Annotated in this window: 14 protein-coding genes; 6 read left to right on the plus strand and 8 right to left on the minus strand. The window is 67.3% G+C overall.

Annotation, left to right across the window (positions count from 1 at the left end):
* Positions 1 to 118: 118 nt before the first annotated feature.
* Entirely contained in the window at positions 119 to 769 is a 651-nt protein-coding gene (locus ACYVRU_RS03835; protein ID WP_461185742.1) for an ATP-binding domain-containing protein, read from the plus strand.
* 30 nt (positions 770 to 799) lie between these two features.
* On the opposite strand, the gene ACYVRU_RS03840 is transcribed toward ACYVRU_RS03835, so the two are convergent.
* The 7 genes from ACYVRU_RS03840 to ACYVRU_RS03870 all read right to left on the minus strand — a co-directional run bounded on the left by ACYVRU_RS03840 (position 800) and on the right by ACYVRU_RS03870 (position 9,391).
* The gene (locus tag ACYVRU_RS03840; protein WP_461185743.1) at positions 800 to 2,212 is read right to left on the minus strand and encodes an ATP-binding protein; all 1,413 of its coding nucleotides are present in this window, start codon (positions 2,210 to 2,212) and stop codon (positions 800 to 802) included.
* 93 nt (positions 2,213 to 2,305) lie between these two features.
* Positions 2,306 to 2,737, minus strand: coding sequence for a hypothetical protein (locus ACYVRU_RS03845; protein WP_114539251.1), 432 nt, complete (start codon positions 2,735 to 2,737; stop codon positions 2,306 to 2,308).
* A gap of 12 nt (positions 2,738 to 2,749) precedes the next feature.
* Entirely contained in the window at positions 2,750 to 3,187 is a 438-nt protein-coding gene (locus ACYVRU_RS03850; RefSeq protein ID WP_114539250.1) for a LytTR family DNA-binding domain-containing protein, read from the minus strand.
* A 266-nt stretch (positions 3,188 to 3,453) separates the two neighbouring features.
* The gene (locus ACYVRU_RS03855; protein ID WP_418133525.1) at positions 3,454 to 5,025 is read right to left on the minus strand and encodes a C69 family dipeptidase; all 1,572 of its coding nucleotides are present in this window, start codon (positions 5,023 to 5,025) and stop codon (positions 3,454 to 3,456) included.
* Between the two features lie 157 nt (positions 5,026 to 5,182).
* Positions 5,183 to 6,553 carry an MFS transporter gene (locus ACYVRU_RS03860; RefSeq protein ID WP_114549140.1) on the minus strand — a complete coding sequence of 457 codons (1,371 nt, stop codon included), beginning with the start codon at positions 6,551 to 6,553 and terminating at the stop codon, positions 5,183 to 5,185.
* 51 nt (positions 6,554 to 6,604) lie between these two features.
* Positions 6,605 to 7,450 carry a MerR family transcriptional regulator gene (locus tag ACYVRU_RS03865; RefSeq protein ID WP_114549139.1) on the minus strand — a complete coding sequence of 282 codons (846 nt, stop codon included), beginning with the start codon at positions 7,448 to 7,450 and terminating at the stop codon, positions 6,605 to 6,607.
* A gap of 171 nt (positions 7,451 to 7,621) precedes the next feature.
* Entirely contained in the window at positions 7,622 to 9,391 is a 1,770-nt protein-coding gene (locus ACYVRU_RS03870; RefSeq protein ID WP_114549138.1) for an FAD-dependent oxidoreductase, read from the minus strand.
* A 215-nt stretch (positions 9,392 to 9,606) separates the two neighbouring features.
* Here ACYVRU_RS03870 and ACYVRU_RS03875 point away from each other — a divergent pair, with 215 nt between their 5' ends.
* From ACYVRU_RS03875 to ACYVRU_RS03890, 4 genes are all read left to right on the plus strand, one after another.
* The gene (locus tag ACYVRU_RS03875) at positions 9,607 to 11,154 is read left to right on the plus strand and encodes a LuxR family transcriptional regulator (RefSeq protein WP_173114049.1); all 1,548 of its coding nucleotides are present in this window, start codon (positions 9,607 to 9,609) and stop codon (positions 11,152 to 11,154) included.
* Positions 11,155 to 11,480: 326 nt separating this feature from the next.
* A complete protein-coding gene (locus ACYVRU_RS03880; protein ID WP_114539244.1) occupies positions 11,481 to 11,786 on the plus strand; it encodes a hypothetical protein in 306 nt (101 codons plus the stop codon).
* Positions 11,787 to 11,814: 28 nt separating this feature from the next.
* On the plus strand, positions 11,815 to 16,875 hold the full coding sequence (locus tag ACYVRU_RS03885) for a DEAD/DEAH box helicase (RefSeq protein WP_461185744.1): 5,061 nt from the start codon (positions 11,815 to 11,817) through the stop codon (positions 16,873 to 16,875).
* A gap of 554 nt (positions 16,876 to 17,429) precedes the next feature.
* Positions 17,430 to 19,007 carry a response regulator transcription factor gene (locus ACYVRU_RS03890; protein ID WP_461185745.1) on the plus strand — a complete coding sequence of 526 codons (1,578 nt, stop codon included), beginning with the start codon at positions 17,430 to 17,432 and terminating at the stop codon, positions 19,005 to 19,007.
* Here ACYVRU_RS03890 and ACYVRU_RS03895 read toward each other — a convergent pair.
* Positions 18,991 to 20,028 (minus strand): DMT family transporter, encoded by a 1,038-nt coding sequence (locus ACYVRU_RS03895; RefSeq protein WP_157012575.1) that lies wholly within the window; start codon positions 20,026 to 20,028, stop codon positions 18,991 to 18,993. The two genes, ACYVRU_RS03890 and ACYVRU_RS03895, sit on opposite strands and share 17 nt — an antisense overlap.
* 124 nt (positions 20,029 to 20,152) lie before the next feature.
* Between ACYVRU_RS03895 and ACYVRU_RS03900 the strand changes: the two genes are divergently transcribed.
* Positions 20,153 to 21,040: a LysR family transcriptional regulator gene (locus ACYVRU_RS03900; protein WP_157012574.1), complete on the plus strand. Its 888-nt coding sequence runs from the start codon at positions 20,153 to 20,155 to the stop codon at positions 21,038 to 21,040.
* Positions 21,041 to 21,115: the final 75 nt, after the last annotated feature.

The following is a 21,115-nucleotide window of genomic DNA, read 5'->3' on the forward strand; positions in this document are numbered from 1 at the left end:
TCCCCTTGACGTCGGCGCATCTCACGGCTTCGACCTCTCAGGTTTCCCGGACGGGGCCCAGCGAGGGCCGAGCCGTCCGCGTTTCGTGAAACTTGGATGAGGAAGGAGAAGGCCGTGGATGCGGAACACGACGAGTCCCTGCTTTGCTCTGCAGGTGCAGATGCGGGCGCCGCACGGGAACGCTCGCGCTCAAGCGTCAGATCTCCGCCGAGGAAGGGCGCCTGCGCCCGAGGCGGTGGCGGCCCATTATCCGGGCGCGCGGGTGGTGCGGCTCATGACGAGTTACCGTTCGACCTGCGAGATCACCGAGCTGGCTGCCCGGGTGATGCCCGTTGCGGGCCTCGTCGCCGTCCAGCGCCACGGCGAGGCGGTGCGCTTTGCGCGCTGCGGCGACACGGTGGGAGTGCTCGCGGCGGTGGACGAGGCCATCGCGCGGTGGCGTGCCTCGGGGCGGCGCACCTTGGGGATCATTGCGAAATCGGACTTCCTCGCCGCCCGTTACGCCGAGCTCATCGCGCGCGATCACGAGCTTGTGCTGCTCACCGACGAGACGGACGCCTATCCGGGCGGCATTGTCGTCAGCTCCGTGCGCCTGGCCAAGGGCCTCGAGTTCGACGAGGCGGTGTTGCTGGACGTCGATGGCCGCCAGTACGCGACTGAGGCCGATCGCAACCTGCTCTACGTGGCCGTCACCCGTGCCATGCACGCTCTGACCGTCCTCTACCGCGACGAGCCGAGCCCCCTTCTGGGGGAGGAACGGCCGCGTTAGGCCAAGCGCAGGCGACTGGGTGGATCGACTCTATTGCCCCAGCCCCATATCCGCAAGCGTCACGAGGCGGCAGCCGCACGATGCTGCCTCGGCGTGACATGCGTCGGTGAAGCCGCTTTTCGAGAAGAGGAACAGCCGCTGATCGTCGGCGCTCCCGATGAGGGAGACGCGGTGCTGCAAGGTGCGGAGGACTTCAGTATCGGTCTGCTTGGCTTGCCACTTGCATTCGCCGCATAGCATCGAGCCGTCGTCGCAAAGGGCCACGATGTCGATCTCCGCCTGCTCCCTGCGCGCGTTGTCGGTGCCCCACCACCGACCGACATCAAGGACAAGGGGAATCTCGCCGTGCCCCGAGAACGCGACGAGCCACTGGCGGCACACCTCTTCGAACACCGGGCCCGTGAACGTGGAGAGGTGATCTGCGGCAATCAGATGCGCCACTTCCTCGGCGCGTCCTGCTTGAATAGGCGTGAGGTAGCGGGGGACGAAGCGGTACCAAAAACGGAACAGATTGTCGTTCAGAACGTAGCGGGTCTTCTTGCGGTTCGCGTCGACGACCGGCTTCTCCAGGCGCACGATGCCCAGCTCCTCGAGTCCCTTCAGGTAGCCCGCCGCCGCCGTGCGCTCGATGCCGGCTGCGTCGGCGATGTCCGTGAGGCGCCCCTCGCCGTTGGCAATGGCCCGGATGACGGCGTTGTAGCGCGCCGGCTCGCGCACTTCCTGCTGCAGGAAGGAGTCGGGCTCGCCAAAGAGGAAGCAGGCGGGCTGCAGCACGTTGGTCGCCAGGTTCTCAGCGAGAGACAAGGCTGCGTCGAATTGCTCGAGGTACAAGGGGATGCCGCCCGCGATGCCGTACCAGGTGACGATATCTTCCGAGCTGCTGCCTCGCAGCAACAGCGATGCCTGCATGATATCGAAGGGCTGCACCTTGATCTGGGCCGTGCGCCTTCCGTAGAGGGGGCTTTTGTAGCCCAGCACCTGGTGTTCCATGAAGCTCATGGACGAGCCGCACAGGATGAGGAAAAGACGACTATTCTCCTTGTGATGATCGATGAGGTGTTGCAAAACCGAGCTGACCGAGCGGTCGCTTTGGGCGAGATAGGGGAACTCGTCGATGACGAGGACGATGCGCTGCTGTTGCGCTAGCGTGAACACATGGGTAAAAGCCTCTTCGAAGCTTGCGAACACGGGAGCGGCTGTATCGCTGGCGACGGACGTGCCGTCAAGCCGCAAGTCCTCAATAGCTTGGCTGAGCGCAACGAGGTTCTCCTTCGCCGTCGATTCGCGAGCGGAAAAGAATATCACGGGTTTGCCTTTGACGAATTCGGCAATGAGCGACGTCTTCCCTACGCGCCGCCGCCCGTATACGACGGGCATTTGGAATGCGTCGCTTCGGTAGAGCCGCTCCAACGTTGTCAGCTCCTGCTTTCGTCCTACGAACATTGGGCGCCCTTTCTCATTTTGTATAGTTACGATTATAATAAACGCATCTATACAAAACAAGCACCGAGGCAGTCTCTTCTGGTTCGTGCGCAGCTATCCCTTGCGGCCTTCGCGGTAGCGGGCGAGAGCGGCGTCGAAGCTGCCGGCGGTGCGACGGTAGTAGATAGTGTAGCCGGCGGTGATGGCGGCCAGGGTGACCAGGTAGATGGCAACGAAGCTGACCCAGGCGCCGATGTTGTCCAGGGGGAACCAACCGCCGAGCGCGGCGCACAGGACGAGCGCCGGAAGGCCCGTCAGGCCGAACCCGGCGATGCGTGCGGGGTAGCTCAATCGCCCGATGACCGCCTCGGTAAACCAGAATGCCTGCAGGGCGCACAGGGCCAAGGCGGCGGCGAGCAGCGAGAGCGTGATGACGATGCCCTCGACGGGCCCGGCGAAGATGAGGCCGGCTGTGCACCAGAGGGCCATGGCGACGGTGAAGGTGATGCAGGCGCGGACAAAGGCGCTCTTGACGATGTTTCTCATGGCGAATCCTTTCTACAGCCCGATCTTCTGCTTGATGGCCGGGGCGTACTGGCGCGAGGCGATGACGGATTCGCCGTTATCGAGTACCAGCTCCAGCCGGGCGTTCAGGTAGGGGCGAAGCGCCCGCACGTGGTCGAAGTTCACGATGAGAGATTTCGAGGCCCGCACGAACTCGGTGCCGGCGAGGGCCTCTTCCAGCTCGTAGAGGCGCAGCGGGCTCTCCAGCACGCGGTCGCGGCCGTAGAGGAAGGTGCGGCCGTCGACGGTTTCCGCGTACAGCACTTCCGACGGTTCCACGATGAACGTGCCTGTGCCGTCGGTGCCGAGAAGCCGGCAATCCACTGCGTTCGCGGTCGCCATGATGGCCCGCACCCGCCGGTCGATGGCCGGGCAGCGGATGGTGACCTCCGCCTCTTCTAAGTCGGGCCGCTCTTCCACGGTCAGCTTCACGGGCGCTCCTTTCCGTCTCCTGTCCGTAGCGCTAGTGTGCCTCGACGAGGCAGCGACGGCAAGGGGGCGCCGCTTCACTTGCACGAGAAGAGCCCTGTGTTGCAGGGAGAGGGGAGCGAGTGGGGCGTGAATGCGAAAAGGGTCGTGAATGCGAAAGAACCGTGAATGCGAAAAGGCCGGCCTCGGCGTCGCCAGCGAATGGCGAGGCGCCGGGGCCGGCCCCAATCAGGCATTGGCGTTGCGCTCGGGGGCGCAACGGCGCGCTCTCAGTGGTCGTTCATGTTGAAGGCGTTCTTCATCGTGACCGTGCGTTGGTCGAGCACGGTGCCGAGCAGAGCGCGGGTCTGCGTTTGCACGCTATCGACGAGCGCCTGATTCGCGCGCTCGAGCTCGGCGATCACCGTCGGGTCGTCCATATCGTCCAGGTTCGCCTTGCCCTCGGCGGCGAGCTTCTCAAGCGCGGCGTCGGTCTCGTGCAGCGACTGGTAGCCCTGGGCCATGGTGTTCAGCCGATAGCCCTGGATGGCCTCGTAGCTCTCGAAGAATTGCGGATCGGAAAGACCGGCCACCAGGCGGTTGTTCCAGTAGAGGCTGTCGGTGGTCACTTCCGTGGGGGTGTCCAGGTAGGCGGGGAGCTCCTTCACGTTCGCGTACAGGGCCACGGCGGTGTTGAAGGGGCCCGACGCCGGGGCGAACCAGTGCACGCCGCGCAGCGCCTTGGGTGCGTTCGGGCGAATGCACAGGATGGAGCACTCGGAGGTGCGGTCGATGCCGATGTAGCGGTACTGGTGGCGCGTCTCTGGCGTGCCCTTGGTGCCGTAGGGGTCGTACTCGGTGCCGTCGTAGGTGGTGGCGAGCAGATCCTTCACATCCGACGCCGACAGCTTCTTATCGGGCCGCATGGCCCAGGGGATGTCGAGGCTCTCGGGGCCGAAGGCGGGCGCCGGGCCGGCGAAGCGGGCATCGGAGGGCGTCAGGCGACGGCACAGGTACCACTTGCGCGGGGCATTGTACAGCTGGTCGAGCCAGGTGTAGGTGGAAAACGCGATGCGGGCGTTGAAGTAGCGCGGCAGCCCCTCGACGGTCTCGCCGGCATCCTCCTCGTGGGCGGGCATATCCATGAGCAGGTCGTTCTCGCGGATCCACTGGGCCAGATCGGCGCTGCACATGTAGTCGTGCTGATCGCCCAGCGCGTCGGCCAGGTCGAAGTGGTCGATGCCCTGGCGGTTGGGCTGCACCACGTAGCAGTCGTCGGGCACGCGCCGCGCGATCCAGTGGTGGCCGCCGATGTTCTCCCAGTACCAGACCTCGTCCGCGTCGCTGAAGGCCACGCCGTTGGTCTCGTAGGTGCCGTACTTCTCCACGAGCATGCCGAGGCGACGAACGCCCTCGCGGGCGCTTTTGATGTAGGGCAGCGTGATGGTGGGCAGGTTCTCCTCGCCGATGCCGCCCGGCACCTCGGGCTTGTAGTTGGCGTCGCCGGGCTTTCCAACGGCGGGCTGGTAGGTGACGAGCGGGTCGGCGCCGAGCACGCGGGCGTTGGCCGAGATGGTCTCGGTGGCCGACATGGACACGTTCGCCGCATTGATGCCGGTTTCGGCCCACACGCCGTTGGTCGGGTCGGCGTTGGGCGTGCAGGTGTAGCGCAGGGGGTTGTCGGGCAGCTCGATGGTCAGGTGGCTGGCCACGCCGGTATAGGAGCGCGGCTGGTCTTCCGGCATGACCACGATCATCTTCTTCGGGTCGAACGAGAAGTCCTCGCCGTCCTCGTTGCGGGCGACGATGGTGGAGCCGTCGTTGGTGGCGCGGCGGCCCACGAGAAGCGTTGTGCAAGCCATGGTGTCTCCTTGGTTGGGGAATGATTCCGGCTCCATGGTGTGCCTGCGGGGCGCCCGCCTTCCGGCTCGCGGGCAACTTGTTCGAAGACCGTTGCCAGATGGCTGCGCCGCTGAAAGCCAGATAGTCGTACTGCTGGCTTTCGGACGTCGCGCGGTGCTAGACGCGCTCGGCATTGGGAACGAAGGGAATGGGGTCGGGATGGCTCTCCTTGTCGTCCAGGTACTTCAGGCTGTGGGTGTTGAGGGCCCACACGGTGATGAGCATCCAGCAGCCAGCGAGGGCCAGGGCGGCCACGGACACCCCGGCGCCCTCCACGACGAGCGAGGTGGCGAAGACGGCCACGGGCGCGGCGGCCAGGGTGAGCGAATTCTGCGTCCCCAGGGCGCTCCCGCGGTTTTCGGCGGGAATGCGGTCGAAGATGAAGAAGCCGAGCAGGGCTGAGATGGGGCCGGCCGAAAGGCCCAGCATGAGCGCGCTCGCGATGAGCAGCGGGAACGGGGGCAAAAGGCCCAAGCCCAGAATGCCCAAGGCCATGCCGGTGAGCGACAGGATGTACCAGGTGCGGCGGCGCAGCTTGTGGGCGAGCGCCGCATAGCCGAGCGAGCTTGCGAGCATGCCGGCGGACATGGCCGACAGCACGTAGCCGAGCAGCTCCGGGCTGTTCGCGGCCGTGAAATGCACCGGCAGCACGAGGCCCTGGAGCGAGCCCATCACCATGACGATGCCGAAGCTGATGAGCATGGACGAGCGCAAGAGCGTATCGCTCGCGAACAGCACATGCGCGCCGTCGCGCAGGGCCTGCCACGCGTCGGGCAGAAGGCCGCGTCGGGATTCGTCTTTGGTGGAGCTGACAGCTCTGGCAGCCGGGACGCCGGTCGGGCTGGCGGCGGGGGTTGTCGCGCCGCAGACGGCGCCGAGGGAGCGGGGCAGCGTGAGAGTGAGAAGAGCTGCGGAAAGCGACATGGCGGCCGTGAACCACAGGGCGTTCACGCTTCCTGCTGCGCCCATGAGGAAGGCGGCCAGCGCGGGACCTGCGATGACCACGAGGGAGTCCAGCGATTGCGTGAGGCCCATGAACTTTTGCAGGCTGCGCCCGTCGCGCTCGCAGACGGTGGGCACGAGGGAGTCGCGGGCCGTCATGCCGGGGATGTCGCCGACGGCGCCGAGGAGTCCCAGTGCCACGAACCAGCCGAAGGAGAGTCCCCAGATCATATCAACGATGGGCAGCAAAGCCACGCTGGCCGCCGACAGGATGTCGGAGACGACAGAGACGTTGCGTCGGTTGAAGCGGTCGGTGAGCGCCCCGCCGACAAGGCCGATGACGAACTGGGGTGCGGCACAGATGAGCGCGAGGGTGCCAGCGGCCAGGGCGTCGCCGGTGGTGGCGAGGAGCACAAGCGGTAAGACGACGCTGGCCACGGAATTGCCCAGCAGCGAGCAGGCGCAGGAGAGCAGGTAGCGGGGAGCGGTCTTGCGCGGCCGGTACGGCTTGCGCGGTCGGCGGAATTTCGGGGACGCGAGGGTCATGGCGGGGCCTTTCTCGAACGGCGGGTCAGGGGTTCGAGGGGCCAGTAAAAACTATGACGTTGCGTCGGAGTCAAACGGCTCGTGGACGACTTGTGGAGAGGCCGCAGTCGCATTCTCCCGTTGCGCCCGCTCGGTCATGATCTCCTCGATGCCGCGCTCGATGCGGTCGTACACGTCCTGCTGGGCCTCGTTGTAGCCCGCGAAGGCTATTTCGTCCAGGAATCGCTCGCGGTCGGTGGCGGGGCGCAGCCAGTTGGCGGCATCGAAGCAGGCGATGACGGGGACAAGCGTCTCGAGGGACTCGGCGGCGAGTGTGGCGCGCTCTTGCTCGGGGGCATCGGGCGCGAGGGCGCAGAGCGTCTCGTCGAGCCGTTCCATGGCCTCCACGAGCCTCTCGCTTGCGATGGTATCCACGACGCGCTCCAGCTCGCCGAGCTCCTTCTCGTCGTAGAGGTGCGCGGCGACGATGAGGGCGGTGCGGTCGTCGGGGGAGGTTTCGGCGAGGCTGTCCACGCCGGCGAGCTTGCGCAGGATGCGGGCGAAGCGCACGGGAAGGTCGGGATCGAGGTGCTCGGCGCGCAGTTCGGCGATGGTGCGTCGCTGTTCCTGCAGCCTTGCGATCTCGAGGGCCAGCTCGCGGTCGAGCTCGTCTAAGGCGCTCGCGGATGTCGCGTGCCCCTCGGCATCCATCTCTTCCAGAACGTCCCCGATGCGCGAGAGGGGAAAGCCCAGGGCGGCCAGGCGCTTGATGCGCAGCACGCGGGCCACGTCGGCAGGGGAGTAGTCGCGGTACCCGTTGGCGCGCCGCGGCGGTTCGGACAGAAGCCCCAGCTGGTGATAGTGCCGCAGCGTGCGCACGGTCACGCCGGCCAATTTTGCCACCTCGTTGCTGCGCACGATTTCCCTCCCTTGCGGTTGCTCGCGTCCCGTCAGCTGCCTCCATTGTAATGGCTTTTCGAGCGTTTGACCCCGGAAAGGAAAAGCGGCGCCCTGGGAGAGGGCGCCATCAAAAAGGGAGGGCTCGGAGATTCTCTTGCCGCAAAACGCCCGAGGGGACGGAAGGTGCCCCTACAAGTTCGCCACCTGGCGGCCGCAGAGCATGCCGAAGGTGACGCAGCGACCCGCGTTCAGGCCGGCGGCCAGGTTCGGGTAGGTGCCGTTGTAGTAATTGCCCGAGTCGTTGCCGATGACGTAGAGTCCCTCGATGGGGGCGTTGTTCTCGTCGAGCGCCTGGAACTTCGTGTTGATCTTGATGCCGTCCAGGGTGGCGAGCGCCATGCCCGACAGCTTGCAGGCATAGAAGGGCGCCGTGCGAATCTCCGACAGGCGGAAGGGCTCCTTGCCGTACTGGGTGTCGTTCTGCGCATCGTAGAAGCCGTTGTACTGCTCCACGGTGGCCAGGAAGGTCTCCTTGTTGATGCCGAAGGCGTCGGCGATCTCTTCCAAGGTGTCGGCCTTCACGATCTTGCCCTCTTCCACCAAAGCGTCGATGATGGCGGCCGTGCCCTCAACGCCCTCGGGGTCCATCTGGTTGGTGCCCTCGCCCTTGATGAGGCCCGAGCAGCCGATGGTATGGAAGCGCTCGATATCGGTGGGCCAGTTGGAATCCCAGATGTCGAACCAGGCGCGCTGGCTGGACTTGCGCGCCAGGGCATGGATGAGGAAGTCGTAGGGCGACGACTCGTTGGTGATGCGCTCGCCTTCGATATCCACCTTCAGGAAGGGCTGCGTGGCCATGTGGAAGTAGCCGAAGTCCATATCGAAGGGGGCGCCGGGCAGCTGGTCGGGACGCATGATGCCGCGGTCGAACACCATGGAGGTGGGGTTCTCGTCCTTCACCGCGCCGGCCCACAGACAGGCCTTGATGCCCTGGCCCTGGGCGTTGAAGTTGCCGAAGGGCACCACGCCGCACAGTCCCTTGGCGTTCTCGGCCTGCAGCGCCATGTACATGTCGGGGTTGTTCGCGTAGCCGCCGGTGGCCACGATGACGCCCTTCGCGGCATTGATGCGCAGGAACGTGGCGCCCTCGTCGGTGGAGGCGTAGGCGCCCACCACCTTATCGCCTTCCTTGATGAGGCATTCCAGGCTCGTCAGGTAGCGCAGCTCGGCGTTGGGCTGGGCCAGGAAATTGGCCTCCACCTGGGCGTAGGTGACGCCCTCTCCGCTGGCCTCGTCCTTGCCGGCCTTGCCGTTGTCCAGCATGGCGCCATGACCCGTGGGCCAGCACTTGTAGCGCGTCTCTTCGGCGGGCATGCTCCACTCCAGGTCGATCTTGCACTGATCCACGCCGTCGGTCAGATCGCAGTACCAGTTCACAGCCTCGGCGGAGTGCGCGGCCCACAGCTGGTACAGATCCATGCTGGCGTTGTTCAGGGAATAGTGCACCAGATCGTTGCAGATCTCCTGCGGGTCGATGTTGACGCCGGCTTCCTGCTGCTTGCGCGAGCCCACGGCGCCGATGGCCGAGCCGCGCAGGCCCGTTCCCTTGTCGAACTTCTCGATGAGCAGGGTCTTGGCTCCCTCCATGGCGGCGAAGTTCGCAGCCACGAGGCCCGAGCAGCCGGCGCCGATGACGAGCACCTCGCAGTCGACGGTCTCGGCGCAGTCGGCGTCGGTGATGGCGGGCGCTTCTCCCAGCCAGGCGGGAACGTCGGAGGCGGGGGTGCTTTCGGCAGGGGCATTGCCCGCGGCGGCGCCTGCCGCCGGCTCGTCGCCGCCCGTTGCGGCCGTGGGCGTTCCCTGCGGCGCGCAGCCGGCAAGCCCCAGGGCCGCGGCGGCGCTCGCGGCGAGCGTGCCGGTGATGAAGTGACGGCGACTGAACGATGTCTCGATGGTCATGATAGGTCCCTTCCTTCTCTTTTTCGCGTTGCTCGGCGCATCCGATTCGGGGGTCGAGCGCGAGTCCAGTGTGCGCCTTACCGGCGTCCTCTGCCATCGTGCTACTCCGTGATTTTTTGTTTTTCCTGTTCAGAAGCATCACCCCTTTCACGTGAGTTGCCATATCGGGCGCGGCAGGTACAATGAATTGTTGGAAGCTCAAGGGGAGGAGAGCCGTGTTCGCGTGGGTGCAATCGCTCGATTCGTTTTTTCGTCAGGCGCGGCTGCGCTACTTGGGCCTGGGCCTTTTAATCGCCTGGGTGTACGGGTCGTGGTTCTCGAACGGCATCTTCGCGCCCGATAGCGCGCGCGGCGTCGATACATTGCGCATCTCGCTCGCGGCGTCGGCGGTCGGGCTTCTCGTGCTCGCCTTTCGTCCCCGGCGGCGAGCACCTTTGGCCCCGGGATTTGTTTTGGCCGCATCGGCGGTGGTGTCCGCGACGACCTTGCTGTTCTTCGTGATGCCCGACGGCCTTCTGCTGCTTTTCACCAGCGCCGTGGGAGGGCTGGCCTCGGCAGTGCTCTGGATAGCATGGGGCGAGTTGTTCTGCCAGGTGGATCTCGAGGTCACCGAGGCGAGCATTCCCTCGTCGCTGGCGGTGTTCGTAGCGGCCGTGCTGCTGATCTATCTGATTCCGGCGCCCGTCTCGGGCATCGTGGCGGCGCTGCTTCCTTTGGCATCGAGCCTCATGCTGCTGCTCTGCAAGAACGACCAACCGGAGGGCTTCGCCTTCCCTGAGCCCATCGAGCCGTTTTCCGGCGTGCTTCCCTCCCTCGTCAAATTGGCATTCTGCTCCATGGTGTGCAGTATTGCCACAGGGTGCGTGGTGACGAGCGCTTCCCCCGAGAGTTTGGTCGCGCTCGGCATGGACGATCGCGGCATCCTCTTCTATATCGCTGGTGGCGTGGTGGCGGGGCTCATCGCCGTGTTCGCCATTGCCCATACCAGCCGTATGAGCTTCTCGTTTCTGTACGAGTGGGCCATTCCGCTCATCGTGTTCTCGCTTTCGCTGCGGGCGTTGGACGACCCGGCGTGCAATGTGCTCGCCTCGGTGCTCGCCTGTGCGGCGGCTCTGTACGTGGAGGTGCTGTTCTTCGCGATCTTCGCGCGCATCACGGCGAAGGGATTCTGTCTTCCCAGCGAGACGTTCGGCATCTTCCGTGCCATGGTTCAGCTGGGATTTCTCGCGGGCGCGATACTGGGGGCATCGGTATCGCCGCGCTTTGGCCTGCCGCTGTACTTGGCGCTCGTGTGCCTGTGCGTGGTGATGCTGCCGCTGTTTCTGCACCTGCAGAAACGCTTTGAGTCGCCGGGGATGCTGGGAGTTGCCGGGGCTTTGGGCCCGGTTGCAGCGGAAATCGGCGCTGGGGTGCGGTTGGGGTCGGAGGTGACGTCGAGAGAGGGGCTTGCCGGAAGTGTCGTGGCGCAAGAGGCTGGGAAGGGAACCTGCGCGGCGCCGATCGCCGAGCCCGTCGACTACGTGGCGGCCATGGCTGAGGCCTTCAAGCTCTCGCCGCGCGAGACCGAGGTGCTGCGCTATCTGGGCCGCGGCCGATCGGTGCCCTACATGCGCGAGGTCATGACCCTTTCCAAGAGCACCATCGAGACGCACATCAAGCACATATACGCCAAGACCGACGTGCATTCCAAGCAAGAGCTCATCGATCTCATCGAGTCCTACCAGGAGGGAACGGGGGAGGCGGCGCCCGTCTCGGTTTCATAGGCAAGTTGGCGAAACTTACTCTTGACAAGAACATCTGTTCCCTTATAATGAACGAAAACAAATGTTCTAAAGGCTGGGTATATCCCTAACTTCTGTGCTCGAAGGACAGCCGTCCGATGTAAAGGAGGCTGTCATGGGCCGTTTTCCCTCACATTTTCTCAGACGGTTTCAGCGAGGCAACGCTTGTTGATGGTTGTTGCCGAGCCGCTCGCCCTGCAGTATAATTTCGTTTAACGAAAGTAGGTAGCTGTACTGCTGATATACCATGCTTTCACGCCGCCTACAAAAAGTGTTCTCCGGGAACTCGGACTTGCAAGGAGGCAGTAATGTCCAAAAAGGATTTTGAGAACATGTCCCCAAAGGAAATCGAAGACTATTTTGGTGTTACCCAGGAACAGATCGAGGAATGGGACGACATGCTTGTGCGGGGGGAGATCCCGGGTGTGTCGGTCGGCGAAGTCGTTGTCGGGCGCCCCCTCAAGTTTGGGGAGCATTTGAGGCTCGTGGGCTTTAAGGAGACCGAGCAGAAGATCGAGCGCATGGATAAGCGGGCGGATAGCTTAGGCATGAAGCGCTCCGACTATTTGCGATGGCTTGTCGACAAAGACCTTGCATCAGTGGACGTGGCTTAAGAGCAGTAGTTGATAGGGGAACTTACCTATGGATGATGCTGAGGCCATGGCCTCGTTCTCGGAACCGGTGCGCCACTGGTTCGCCGATGCCTTCGGGGCGCCCACGGCGGTGCAGGGCGAGGCGTGGAAGGCCATCGCGCGGGGCGAGAACGCGTTCGTGATAGCGCCGACGGGCTCGGGCAAGACGCTGGCGGCGTTCCTGTGGGCGATCGACGCGCTCATGGGCGAGAAGGCTCGGGTCGCTGAAACAGGCGAGAAGTGGGTTCGCGGCGTGCGCGTGCTGTACGTATCGCCCCTGAAGGCTCTCGGCGCCGATGTGGACCGCAACTTGCAGGGGCCGCTTTCGGCCATCTCCGAGCTGGCGGCCGTCGAGAGCGCGCGCCGTGGCGCGAAAGCCCCCGAAATCCGCACGGCCATGCGCACCGGCGACACCCCCGCTGACGAGCGCCGCAAGATCGCCCGCAATCCGCCCGACATTCTCATCACGACGCCCGAGTCGCTGTACCTCATGCTCACCTCGGCGGCCCGAGAGGCGCTGCGCACGGTTGAGACGGTCATCGTGGACGAGGTGCACGCCCTGGCCGGCGACAAGCGCGGGGCGCACCTGTCGCTGTCTTTGGAGCGGCTGGACGATTTGCTGGAGGCTCCGGCCCAGCGCATCGGGCTGTCGGCCACGGTGCGCCCGCGCGAGGAAGTGGCCCGGTTCCTCGGCGGCGTGCGGCCCGTGACGGTGGTAGCCACGGAGGCGCTTCCGAGCCTCGATCTTTCGGTGCGCGTGCCCGTGCGCGACATGACGGCCGTCCCCGCCTTCGGGGGATTTGCCGGTGCCGGGGACGGCACGCGGCAGCGGGGCGCCGGTCCGCGCCGGGCACCCGTCGAGGATGCATGGAAATCCGATCGGGCGCTGCGGGCTGTCATGGCCGAGGGCGCGTCGCCCGCGCCGCATCCTGACAGCCGCCTGGGCAGCTCCTCCATCTGGCCCCATATCGAGGCGGCCATTCTGGACGAGGTGCTGGCCCACAAATCCACGATTGTCTTCGTGAACTCGCGCGGTTTGTGCGAAAAGCTGACGGCACGCTTGAACGAGCTGTACGCGAAGCGCCTCGGCTTGGACGCGCCCCATTCCGAGGTGGCCGGCTTCTGGGCAGCTGCGGGTAGCGGCGATGCGACGGCTTTCGGCGACGATGCGGTGCGCGGCGTGCCCACGGGCGCCGATGCCATGCGGGGTGCGCCGGGGACGGCCTTCCGCTCCGACATCGGCTCCACCACCAAATTGGTGACCGAGCCCGCGGTGGTCATCGCGAAGGCCCATCACGGATCGGTCTCCAAGGAGAAGCGGCTGCAGGTGGAACGGGAGCTGAAGGCGGGGGAGCTGCCCTGCGTGGTGGCCACTTCCAGCTTGGAATTGGGCATCGATATGGGTTCCATCGATTTGGTGCTGCAGGTGGCCGCGCCGCCCTCGGTGGCCAGCGGGCTGCAGCGCGTGGGGCGGGCGAACCACCAGGTGGGCGGCCGCTCCCAGGGCATCATCTTCCCGCGTACCCGGGTGGAGGTCATCGATGCCGCCGTCATGGCCGAGGGCATGGAGGCCGGCGCCATCGAGAGCACGCGGCTCGTGCGCAATGCGCTCGATGTGCTGGCCCAGCAGACCGTGGCCGCTGTGGCCATGGCGCCGGACGGCCTTCCAGCCGACGAGTGGCTCGCCTGCGTGCGGCGGTCGGCCTGCTATGCCGATTTGGGCCGACGCTCCTTCGAGGGAGTGCTCGACATGCTCGCCGGGCGCTACGGCTCGGGCGAGGTGGCCGAGTTCGCGCCGCGCATCCTGTGGGATCGCGAGACGGGGCTGCTCACGCCGCGCCCCGGTTCCCAGCGCCTGGCCGTAACGGCGGCGGGTACCATTCCCGATCGCGGCATGTTCTCGGTGGTGCTGCCCGAGGGCGACGCCCGTCAGGGGCGCCGGCGTGTGGGCGAGCTGGACGAGGAGATGGTGATGGAGTCGCGTGTGGGCGACATCATCGCCCTGGGTACGAGCACCTGGCGCATCAAGGAGATCGGTGCCGACCGGGTTATCGTGGAAGCGGCCCCGGGACGCGCCGCGCGATTGCCTTTCTGGCACGGCGAGGCCATTGGTCGCCCCTACGAGACGGGCCGCGCCCGGGGGGCTCTTGTGCGGGCGCTCGACGGCGGTATTGCGCGCGCTGCCGAACGGGACGAAGCGCCGGAGGCTCGTTCGGGGAAGAATGCCATGACTCCGGCGCTGCGCGATCGCCTGATGGCCGACGGGCTGGACGAGGACGCCCGGCGCAACTTGGCGGCTCTCATAGAGGCGCAGCGCGCCTGTACCGGGGCGGTGCCCACGGATCGGCGGCTCGTGGTGGAGGCATGCCCCGATGAAACGGGCGATATGCGCGTCATTCTGCATTCTCCCTTCGGGCGCCGCGTGCACGAGCCCTGGGCGCTGGCCGTGGCCCATCGCATTACCTCCACGCTGGGCTTCGACCCGCAGGCGGTGGCCTCCGACGACGGCATCGTGCTGCGCGTGCCCGCCACCGAGGACGCCCTACCGGGAAGCGATCTGTTCCGCTTCAATCCCGACGAGTTGGAATCCATCGTGCGCGAGCGCGTGGGGTTCACGGCCCTGTTCGCCGCCCGTTTCCGCGAATGCGCGGCCCGGGCTCTGCTCATGGCGCCGACGGCCCCGGGCAAGCGGGCGCCTTTATGGCAGCAGCGTCTCAAGGGCGGACAGCTTTTGGAGGCGGCCCGGCGCGAGGAGGATTTCCCCATCGTTCTGGAAGCTCTGCGCGAGTGTCTGCAGGACGTGTTCGACCTGCCAGCCCTGCGCGAGGTGATGGACGGTCTTGACTCGGGCTCCATCAAGATGAGCGAAGTTCGCACGGCCGCGCCGTCGCCCTTCGCGGCGCCGCTCGTGTTCGGGTATCTGGGCGAGCACCTCTACGAGGGCGATCTACCCCATGCCGAGCGCCAGGCGTCGCTCCTGTCTGTGGATCCGGCGCTTCTGGGCGAGCTTCTGGGCACCGGTGCTGTGGAAGATATGCTGGATGCGGAGGTGGTGGCGCGCACCGTGGCCGAGCTGCAGCGGACGGTCGCGGGCTGGAAGGCGCGGGGCGCGGAAGGCGTGGCCGACCTTCTGCGGGAGTTGGGGCCGCTCACGGTGGAGGAGGTCGCTGCGCGCACTGAGAACGGCGAGGCGGGCGCTCTTTCCGCGGGCGCTGATGCGGCTGCTCTTCTTGCTAATTTGGAAGCGGACCGGCGGGCTTTCCCCGCCGTCATCGGCGGAGCGGAAAGATGGGTCGCCGCCGATGACGGCCCGCGTTTGAGCGCGGTGCTCGGCATTGCGGTTCCCTCCTGGGCTCAGAGGGAGGGAAAGCTGTCCCGTCCCCTGGATGGCCTCGCGGCCCGCTTCGCCCGCACCCACGGGCCTTTCGACAGCGAAGAGGCCGCTTTTAGCCTGGGGGTCGGCGTGGCGCTTGCGGCGGAGTCATTGGAGCGGTTGGCCGCCGAGGGGAGGCTCGTGCGCCTCGGGCCCGACCGCTGGGCGGACGGCACCGTGCTCGCCCGCTTGCGCAGCCGGTCCCTCGCCCGGGCCCGCGAGGCGGTGCGCCCCGTTCCCGCCGACGCCTATGTGCGCTTCCTGCTGGATCGCCAGGACGTCGCGCGCACCGGTGAGCCGACGCTTGCGGGCATTGACGGCGTAGCCCAGGTCATCGCGCAGTTCGAGGGCGCGGCCCTCCCCATGGAGCAGTGGGAGAGAGACGTGATGCCGGTCCGCGTGCCCGACTATCGGCCTGCCATGCTGGACGAGCTCATCGCCGCAGGCGAAGTGCTGTGGACGGCGTCGATAGCGGGGGAGGCGCACCTCGTCTCGTTCTTCCCGACGGACTCGCCCCTGGCGCCAGTGTCCCAGGACACCCAGGCGGGCGTGGCGGAAGTCGCTGTAGCCGAGCCGGGCCAAGATGACGCAGGCGCCCTGGAAGACCCTCCGCTGGATGTCATCGTGCGCCACGTGCTGGCAGCCCAAGGGCCGCTTCCATTTCGCGCCTTGGCGGATGGCGCCGCGCGGCTCACCGAGCCCGTGGCGCCGACGGATCGCGAGGTGGCCGAGGCGCTGCAGCGGCTCGTGTGGCAGGGGAAGGCGACCGGCGACGGTCTGGGCTTTCCCCGCGCCGGAGGGCTGGCCGCAGCGGCATCGGCGTCCGCGGCCAGCGGCCAGACGCCCTCGCCCTCGCGGCGGCGGGCGAGCAGCCGGCGGGGCCGGTCTCTTCGCAGCGAGGCCCGCATGGCGGCCCGTGCGGCCGTGGTGGGCCGCCAGGTTGCGGCGACCGCCTTCGACGCCGCCCTCGCCGGGCGCTGGTCGGCCCTGGCGCCGAGCGGCCAGAGTTCCACGGCGCAAGCGGTGTCTCTGGTGGAATCGCTGCTCGACCGCTACGGGGTTGTGACGCGCGACATCGCGCTGGCGGCAGGTGTGCCCGGCGGGCTTACGACGCTGTACCCGGTGCTCAAGGCCATGGAGGACGCGGGCGATCTGGCGCGCGGCATGTTCGTGGAGGACATGGGGCCGGCCCAGTTTGCCCAGCGCGAGACCGTGGAGACCCTGCGCGCCTTCGCCCAGCCTGCGGATGCGTCAGCGCCCGTCTCCCTCGTCGCGCTTCCCGCCGACGACCCCGCGTGCCTCTTCGGCGCCGGCATTTCCTGGCCCGACGTGGCGTGGGGTGTGGCGGGCGACGCCCCTGCGGTCGATTCCGCCGTCGTGGCCGCGCGGCCGTCCCGCCGCGAGGGGGCGATGGTGGTCATCGCCGACGGTGTGCCGGTGCTCTGGGCCGCGCCGCGTCTGAAATCGCTGCTGGCGTTTTCAGACGACGAAAAACTGCTGGAGGCGGCCGTCGCCGCCCTGGTCGCCTCGGTGCGCGCCGCCCTCAAGCGCGAGGGCGCCTCTGCCGCGCGACGCAAGATCGTCGTCGAGCACTTCAACGGCCGCGATGTTCTGGCCACTCCGGCCGCTTCGTGGCTCCAGGATGCCGGTCTCGTGCGCCTCCCCGACGGCCTGCGCCTCTATACGAGCCCGTTCTAGAGCGGCCTCGCCGAAAAAAGAAGGGCCGCTGCGTCTCTCTCCGACGCGACGGCCCTGCGATTCCGGCCGCGGTCCCCCTGATGATACGCGGCCGTTCCGAGTTAGCACAAGGTAAAGAAAGCGGGCGGCGGCCAGAAAGGAGAACCGCCGCCCCTCGAGTTCCCGGCGCGCTGCGCCAGGTTCCCGCATAGCCCTTGGTGAAGGCGGAGCGGCCTGGCCTCAATGGCCCCAGAAGACCAAGCCGTGGGAGTCCGCCTCCAAGAGGAACGACGTCCACTATAGGGAGCGCGGCCGTCGGGCGCCATCGCCGCTTATGGGTAAGGGCATCGCACTTTTTGGGTATTGTGGAAAACGCAGTCGGAAACAGATGCGTCCGGCTGCATTATCACAGGTCGGCCACGAGTTCCCGGATCGACGGGCGCTATCCCGCGGCGATGCTAGAATCGGCGTTTGGAAGGGAGCGCGCCGGCTCGGTGCGCTGTGTCGCGCGATCGCCCGGCGATGTGCGGACATCTCGTCTAGGTACCGGAGCGAAGAAAGGAGGCGGAAAGGCCATGGAGGGTTTCGCGTTGCGCGATGCCGGCGACGATGGACACGCCGCGCTCGCCCTGCGCCCTATTCATCTCGCTCTCGTTGCTTTTGTGGCCACGCTGCTCGCCCATGCACCGACTATCGGGGCGTTCGCCGAGGCCCCTCAGTTCGAGGCAATCGCCGACACGTTTCTGTTCGCGCTGCTTCTCGCCGCCGTCACCTCGTCGGTCGTGGTGCTCCTGCGCGGCTTGCAGCGCCCGCGCAAAGTGTTCGCACGCGCCCGGGTCACTGCCATCGCGGCCGCAGCCTACCTGCTCGGCACGATGGGCGCCGTGGGCCTTCTGTTCGCCCCGATGCCGCTGCCGGCGGCGGCCGTAGGCGCGGGGCTTTTGGCGGGGGCTGCGCTGCCCCCGCTGGTGGCGGAATGGGCCCGAGCCGTGGCCGTCCCCATCGACCAGGCCCTCGTCCTGTGCGCTTTCGTCGTGCTGACGGCCTCCTTTGTCGGCTGGATTCTCGCGCTGCTGCCGCCCTCGGCGCTCGTCCCCGTGTTCTGCCTGCTGCTCGTGGCGGGAGTCGTCGTGCCGCCGGTGGCCGCCCGCATGGGCGACCCTGCGCTTCCTCTCGCCCGTCCCGCCGACACGATGCGCCGCCTCGTGTCGGTGACCTGGCTGCCCCTTCTGGGGTTCGCCGTGTACGCGTTCATGACCGACGTGATGGCCCATAGCGCTTTCGGCGTCGTGCAGGCGTCGTTTCTCGGGGGAGCGGTTGCGGCGCTCGTGATGTTCGGCGTCTGCTTTTTGTGGGGGCGCACGCCCCTGCTGCCCTGGTCCTACCGCATCCTCGTGCCCCTTATGGCGGCGGCGTTCGTAGTGCTGGGCGCGTTTCCCGCAGGCACGTTCCCGCGGGATGCCTCGGTGGTGGCCCTCTACGTGTTCTACATCGTCCTCGCCCTGCTGGGGTGCGCGGTGCTGCTCGCCGTGGTGCGCAACCGCGAATTGCCGGCGAACGTGGCGTCGGGCTTCGCCTGCGGCGTGGCCGCAGCTGCGGCGCTTTTGGGGCAGATCCTCTCCCAGGTGCTTACGGTGACCGACGACTTCGCCCCGTGGCTCGCGGTGCTCACCGGCGCGTTCGTGGCGGTGCTCCTGGTGTTTCTCGGCCGCACGTCGTGGAACGAGCTGGTGGCGCCCCACGAGTCGGCCGCCGCGGAGGAGCCGGCCCTGGCCGCAAGATCGGGCACCGGCGACGCCCCTGGCGGGGGTGCCGTCGGCGCGGCGCACGGAGAAGAGTTCGAAGGCGCAGGCGCCCCCGACGGTTCCGAGCCCCCCGTCCGTCCGAACGCGTCCGGCGATGCTTTCGAGCTGGCCGAGCCGAGCATGCAGAACACCCTGGAGGCCCGCTGCGCCGAGGTGGCCGCGGCCCGCGGCCTCTCTCCCCGCGAGGCCGAGGTGCTCGTGTTTCTGGCCCGCGGCTTCACGCCGGCCTATATCGCGAAGTCCCTGGTGCTCTCCATCTCAACGGTGCGCACCCACGTCCGCAACATCTACCGCAAGCTCGGCGTGAACAAGCGCGAGGAGCTCATCCACCTCATCGACGGCGAATAGCCCAGCGAAGAACTCCTCCGTGGGCACCGTCCGTCCGCGCGCCGCCGTGGGTGCCGTCCGACTTGATGCCGCCGCGGGTTCTGCCTGATCTTGCGTCGGCGCCCGCTCCCCATTGCCTCGCTGCGCCCGCCTTCGCATCTGCCTGCGTTACTCCGGTTCGCTTCCGCATGGGCAGGTTCGCCACGACCATGGCGGATATGATGAGGCCGAGGCCGACGAAGGTGGCGGGGCCGGCCGGCTCGCCGAGGAGCGTGATGCCGAGCAGGCTGGCCACGAGCGGCGTGGTGGCGCAGAACAGGCTCGCGCGCTCGGCGGACAGGTGGCGCTGGGCCACCGGCTGCAGGGTGAAGCCGAACCCGGTGCACACCACGACGAGCACGGCCAGCGCCTCCCATTGCAACGGGCCGGCGGGCAGCGTCGGCTGCTCGAACAGGAAGGCGGCCGCCAGTCCGAGCGCCCCCATGACGCCGATCTGGACGATGCCGAGGGCCAGCGCGTCCCCTTCGCGGGAGAACCGCGCCGTGACGAGGATGGCGGCGCTGTAGCAGAGGGCGGCCAGCAGCGCGAGTCCCTCGCCGGGCCCGAAGGGCGCCGTGCCTGCGAGGTTGTTCCCCACAGTGAGGCAGGCCACGCCTCCCACGGCGAGGGTGGCGGCCACGGCCACGGTCGACCGGGGCGCGCGACGCAGCAGCAGCGCCTCGGCGAGGGGCACGATGACGATAGCCAGGTTCTCCAGCAGCGACACGGTGGAGGAGGGCGCGCGGGTGAGGGCGTGCAGCTCGAAGGCCATGGTGGCGAAGAAGGCCGCGCCCATGAGGCAGCCGTGAAGCACGGCGCGGCGCGATAGGCCGCGCAGGTGCCACCAGAACAGCAGCACCAGCACGGCGAAGGCGAGGGTGAAGCGCACGCCCAGCAGGGTAAGCGGCCCCATATCCGCCAAGAGGATCGTGCTGAACAGAAACGAGGTGGCCCGGGCGGCGATCACCGCCGCGAGGAGCCATGCCGCATGTCGTGCCGTCATCGCCGGTTCCCTTCTCTGCCGGGTAGTGCCCTGTTGCGGTCATCTTAGCGATGGCGTATCATTGCGAAAAGCGACACTGTGGCATATCATCATTGTGAAATTCGCAAAGAAGGGGGGGCTTGCCATGGATACCGCGAAGTGCGCCGCCGTGCTGAAGACCGTGGAGCTCGGCAATCTGACCGCTGCCGCCGAGGCGCTGGGCTACACCGCGTCGGGTATGAGCCGCGCCGTGGCCTCTCTGGAGGCCGAGCTGGGATTCCCCCTATTCACGCGCAGTAAGGCCGGGGTGACGCTCACGCCCGACGGCCGGGCGATGCTGCCGGCGCTCAGCGAGCTCGTCGCCGCCCAGCGGGCCTGCGATGAGCAGGCGGCGGCCATCCGGGGCGCGGTGTGCGGCAGCATCACCGTGGGCAGCGCCTACCGCCAGTTCTACCGCCAGCTGGCCGGCATCATCGCCGCCTTCCACGACGAGCACCCCGGCATCGCGGTGAACCTCGTGGAGGCGAACAGCTCCATTCTCCTCGCCAGCCTCGAGCGCCGCGAGCTGGATTTCGCCATCATGAGCCGCCGCGAGGGCGATCACCGTTGGACGCCGCTTCTGCGCGATCCCATGGTGGCCGTGCTGCCGGCCGACCATCCCTGGGCCGGCCGCAAGACGTTCCCCATCGAGCGCTACGCCGAGGAGCCCTTCATCGAGGTGTACCCCGGCGAGGACTGCGACAACGCGCGCACCCTGGCGGCCTGCGGCGTGAAGCCCCGCCCGCGCTACACGGTGCGCGACACCCACGCCGCCTTCGCCCTGGTGGAAGCCGGCCTCGGCATCACGCTCATGAACGACATCTACGCCCGCGACACCCGCTCGGCCATCGCGTTCATGCCCCTGGCCCCCCGCACCGACATCGAAATCGGCGTCGCCACGCCGGCCAGCGCCCTCTCCCCGGCCCTGGCCGCCTTCGAAGACTTCGCCCTCCCGCGCCTCTCCGCCCAAAGCCAGGCTCTGGCAGGGAAGTGAGGGTGTGGAACACTGACGGGAAGCGGCGGCCATTCCCGATATGCCGCGTATTGGTTGTCGTCCGTGTTGGATCGT

The sequence above is a fragment of the Adlercreutzia sp. CNCM I-6216 genome, from assembly GCF_977113345.1.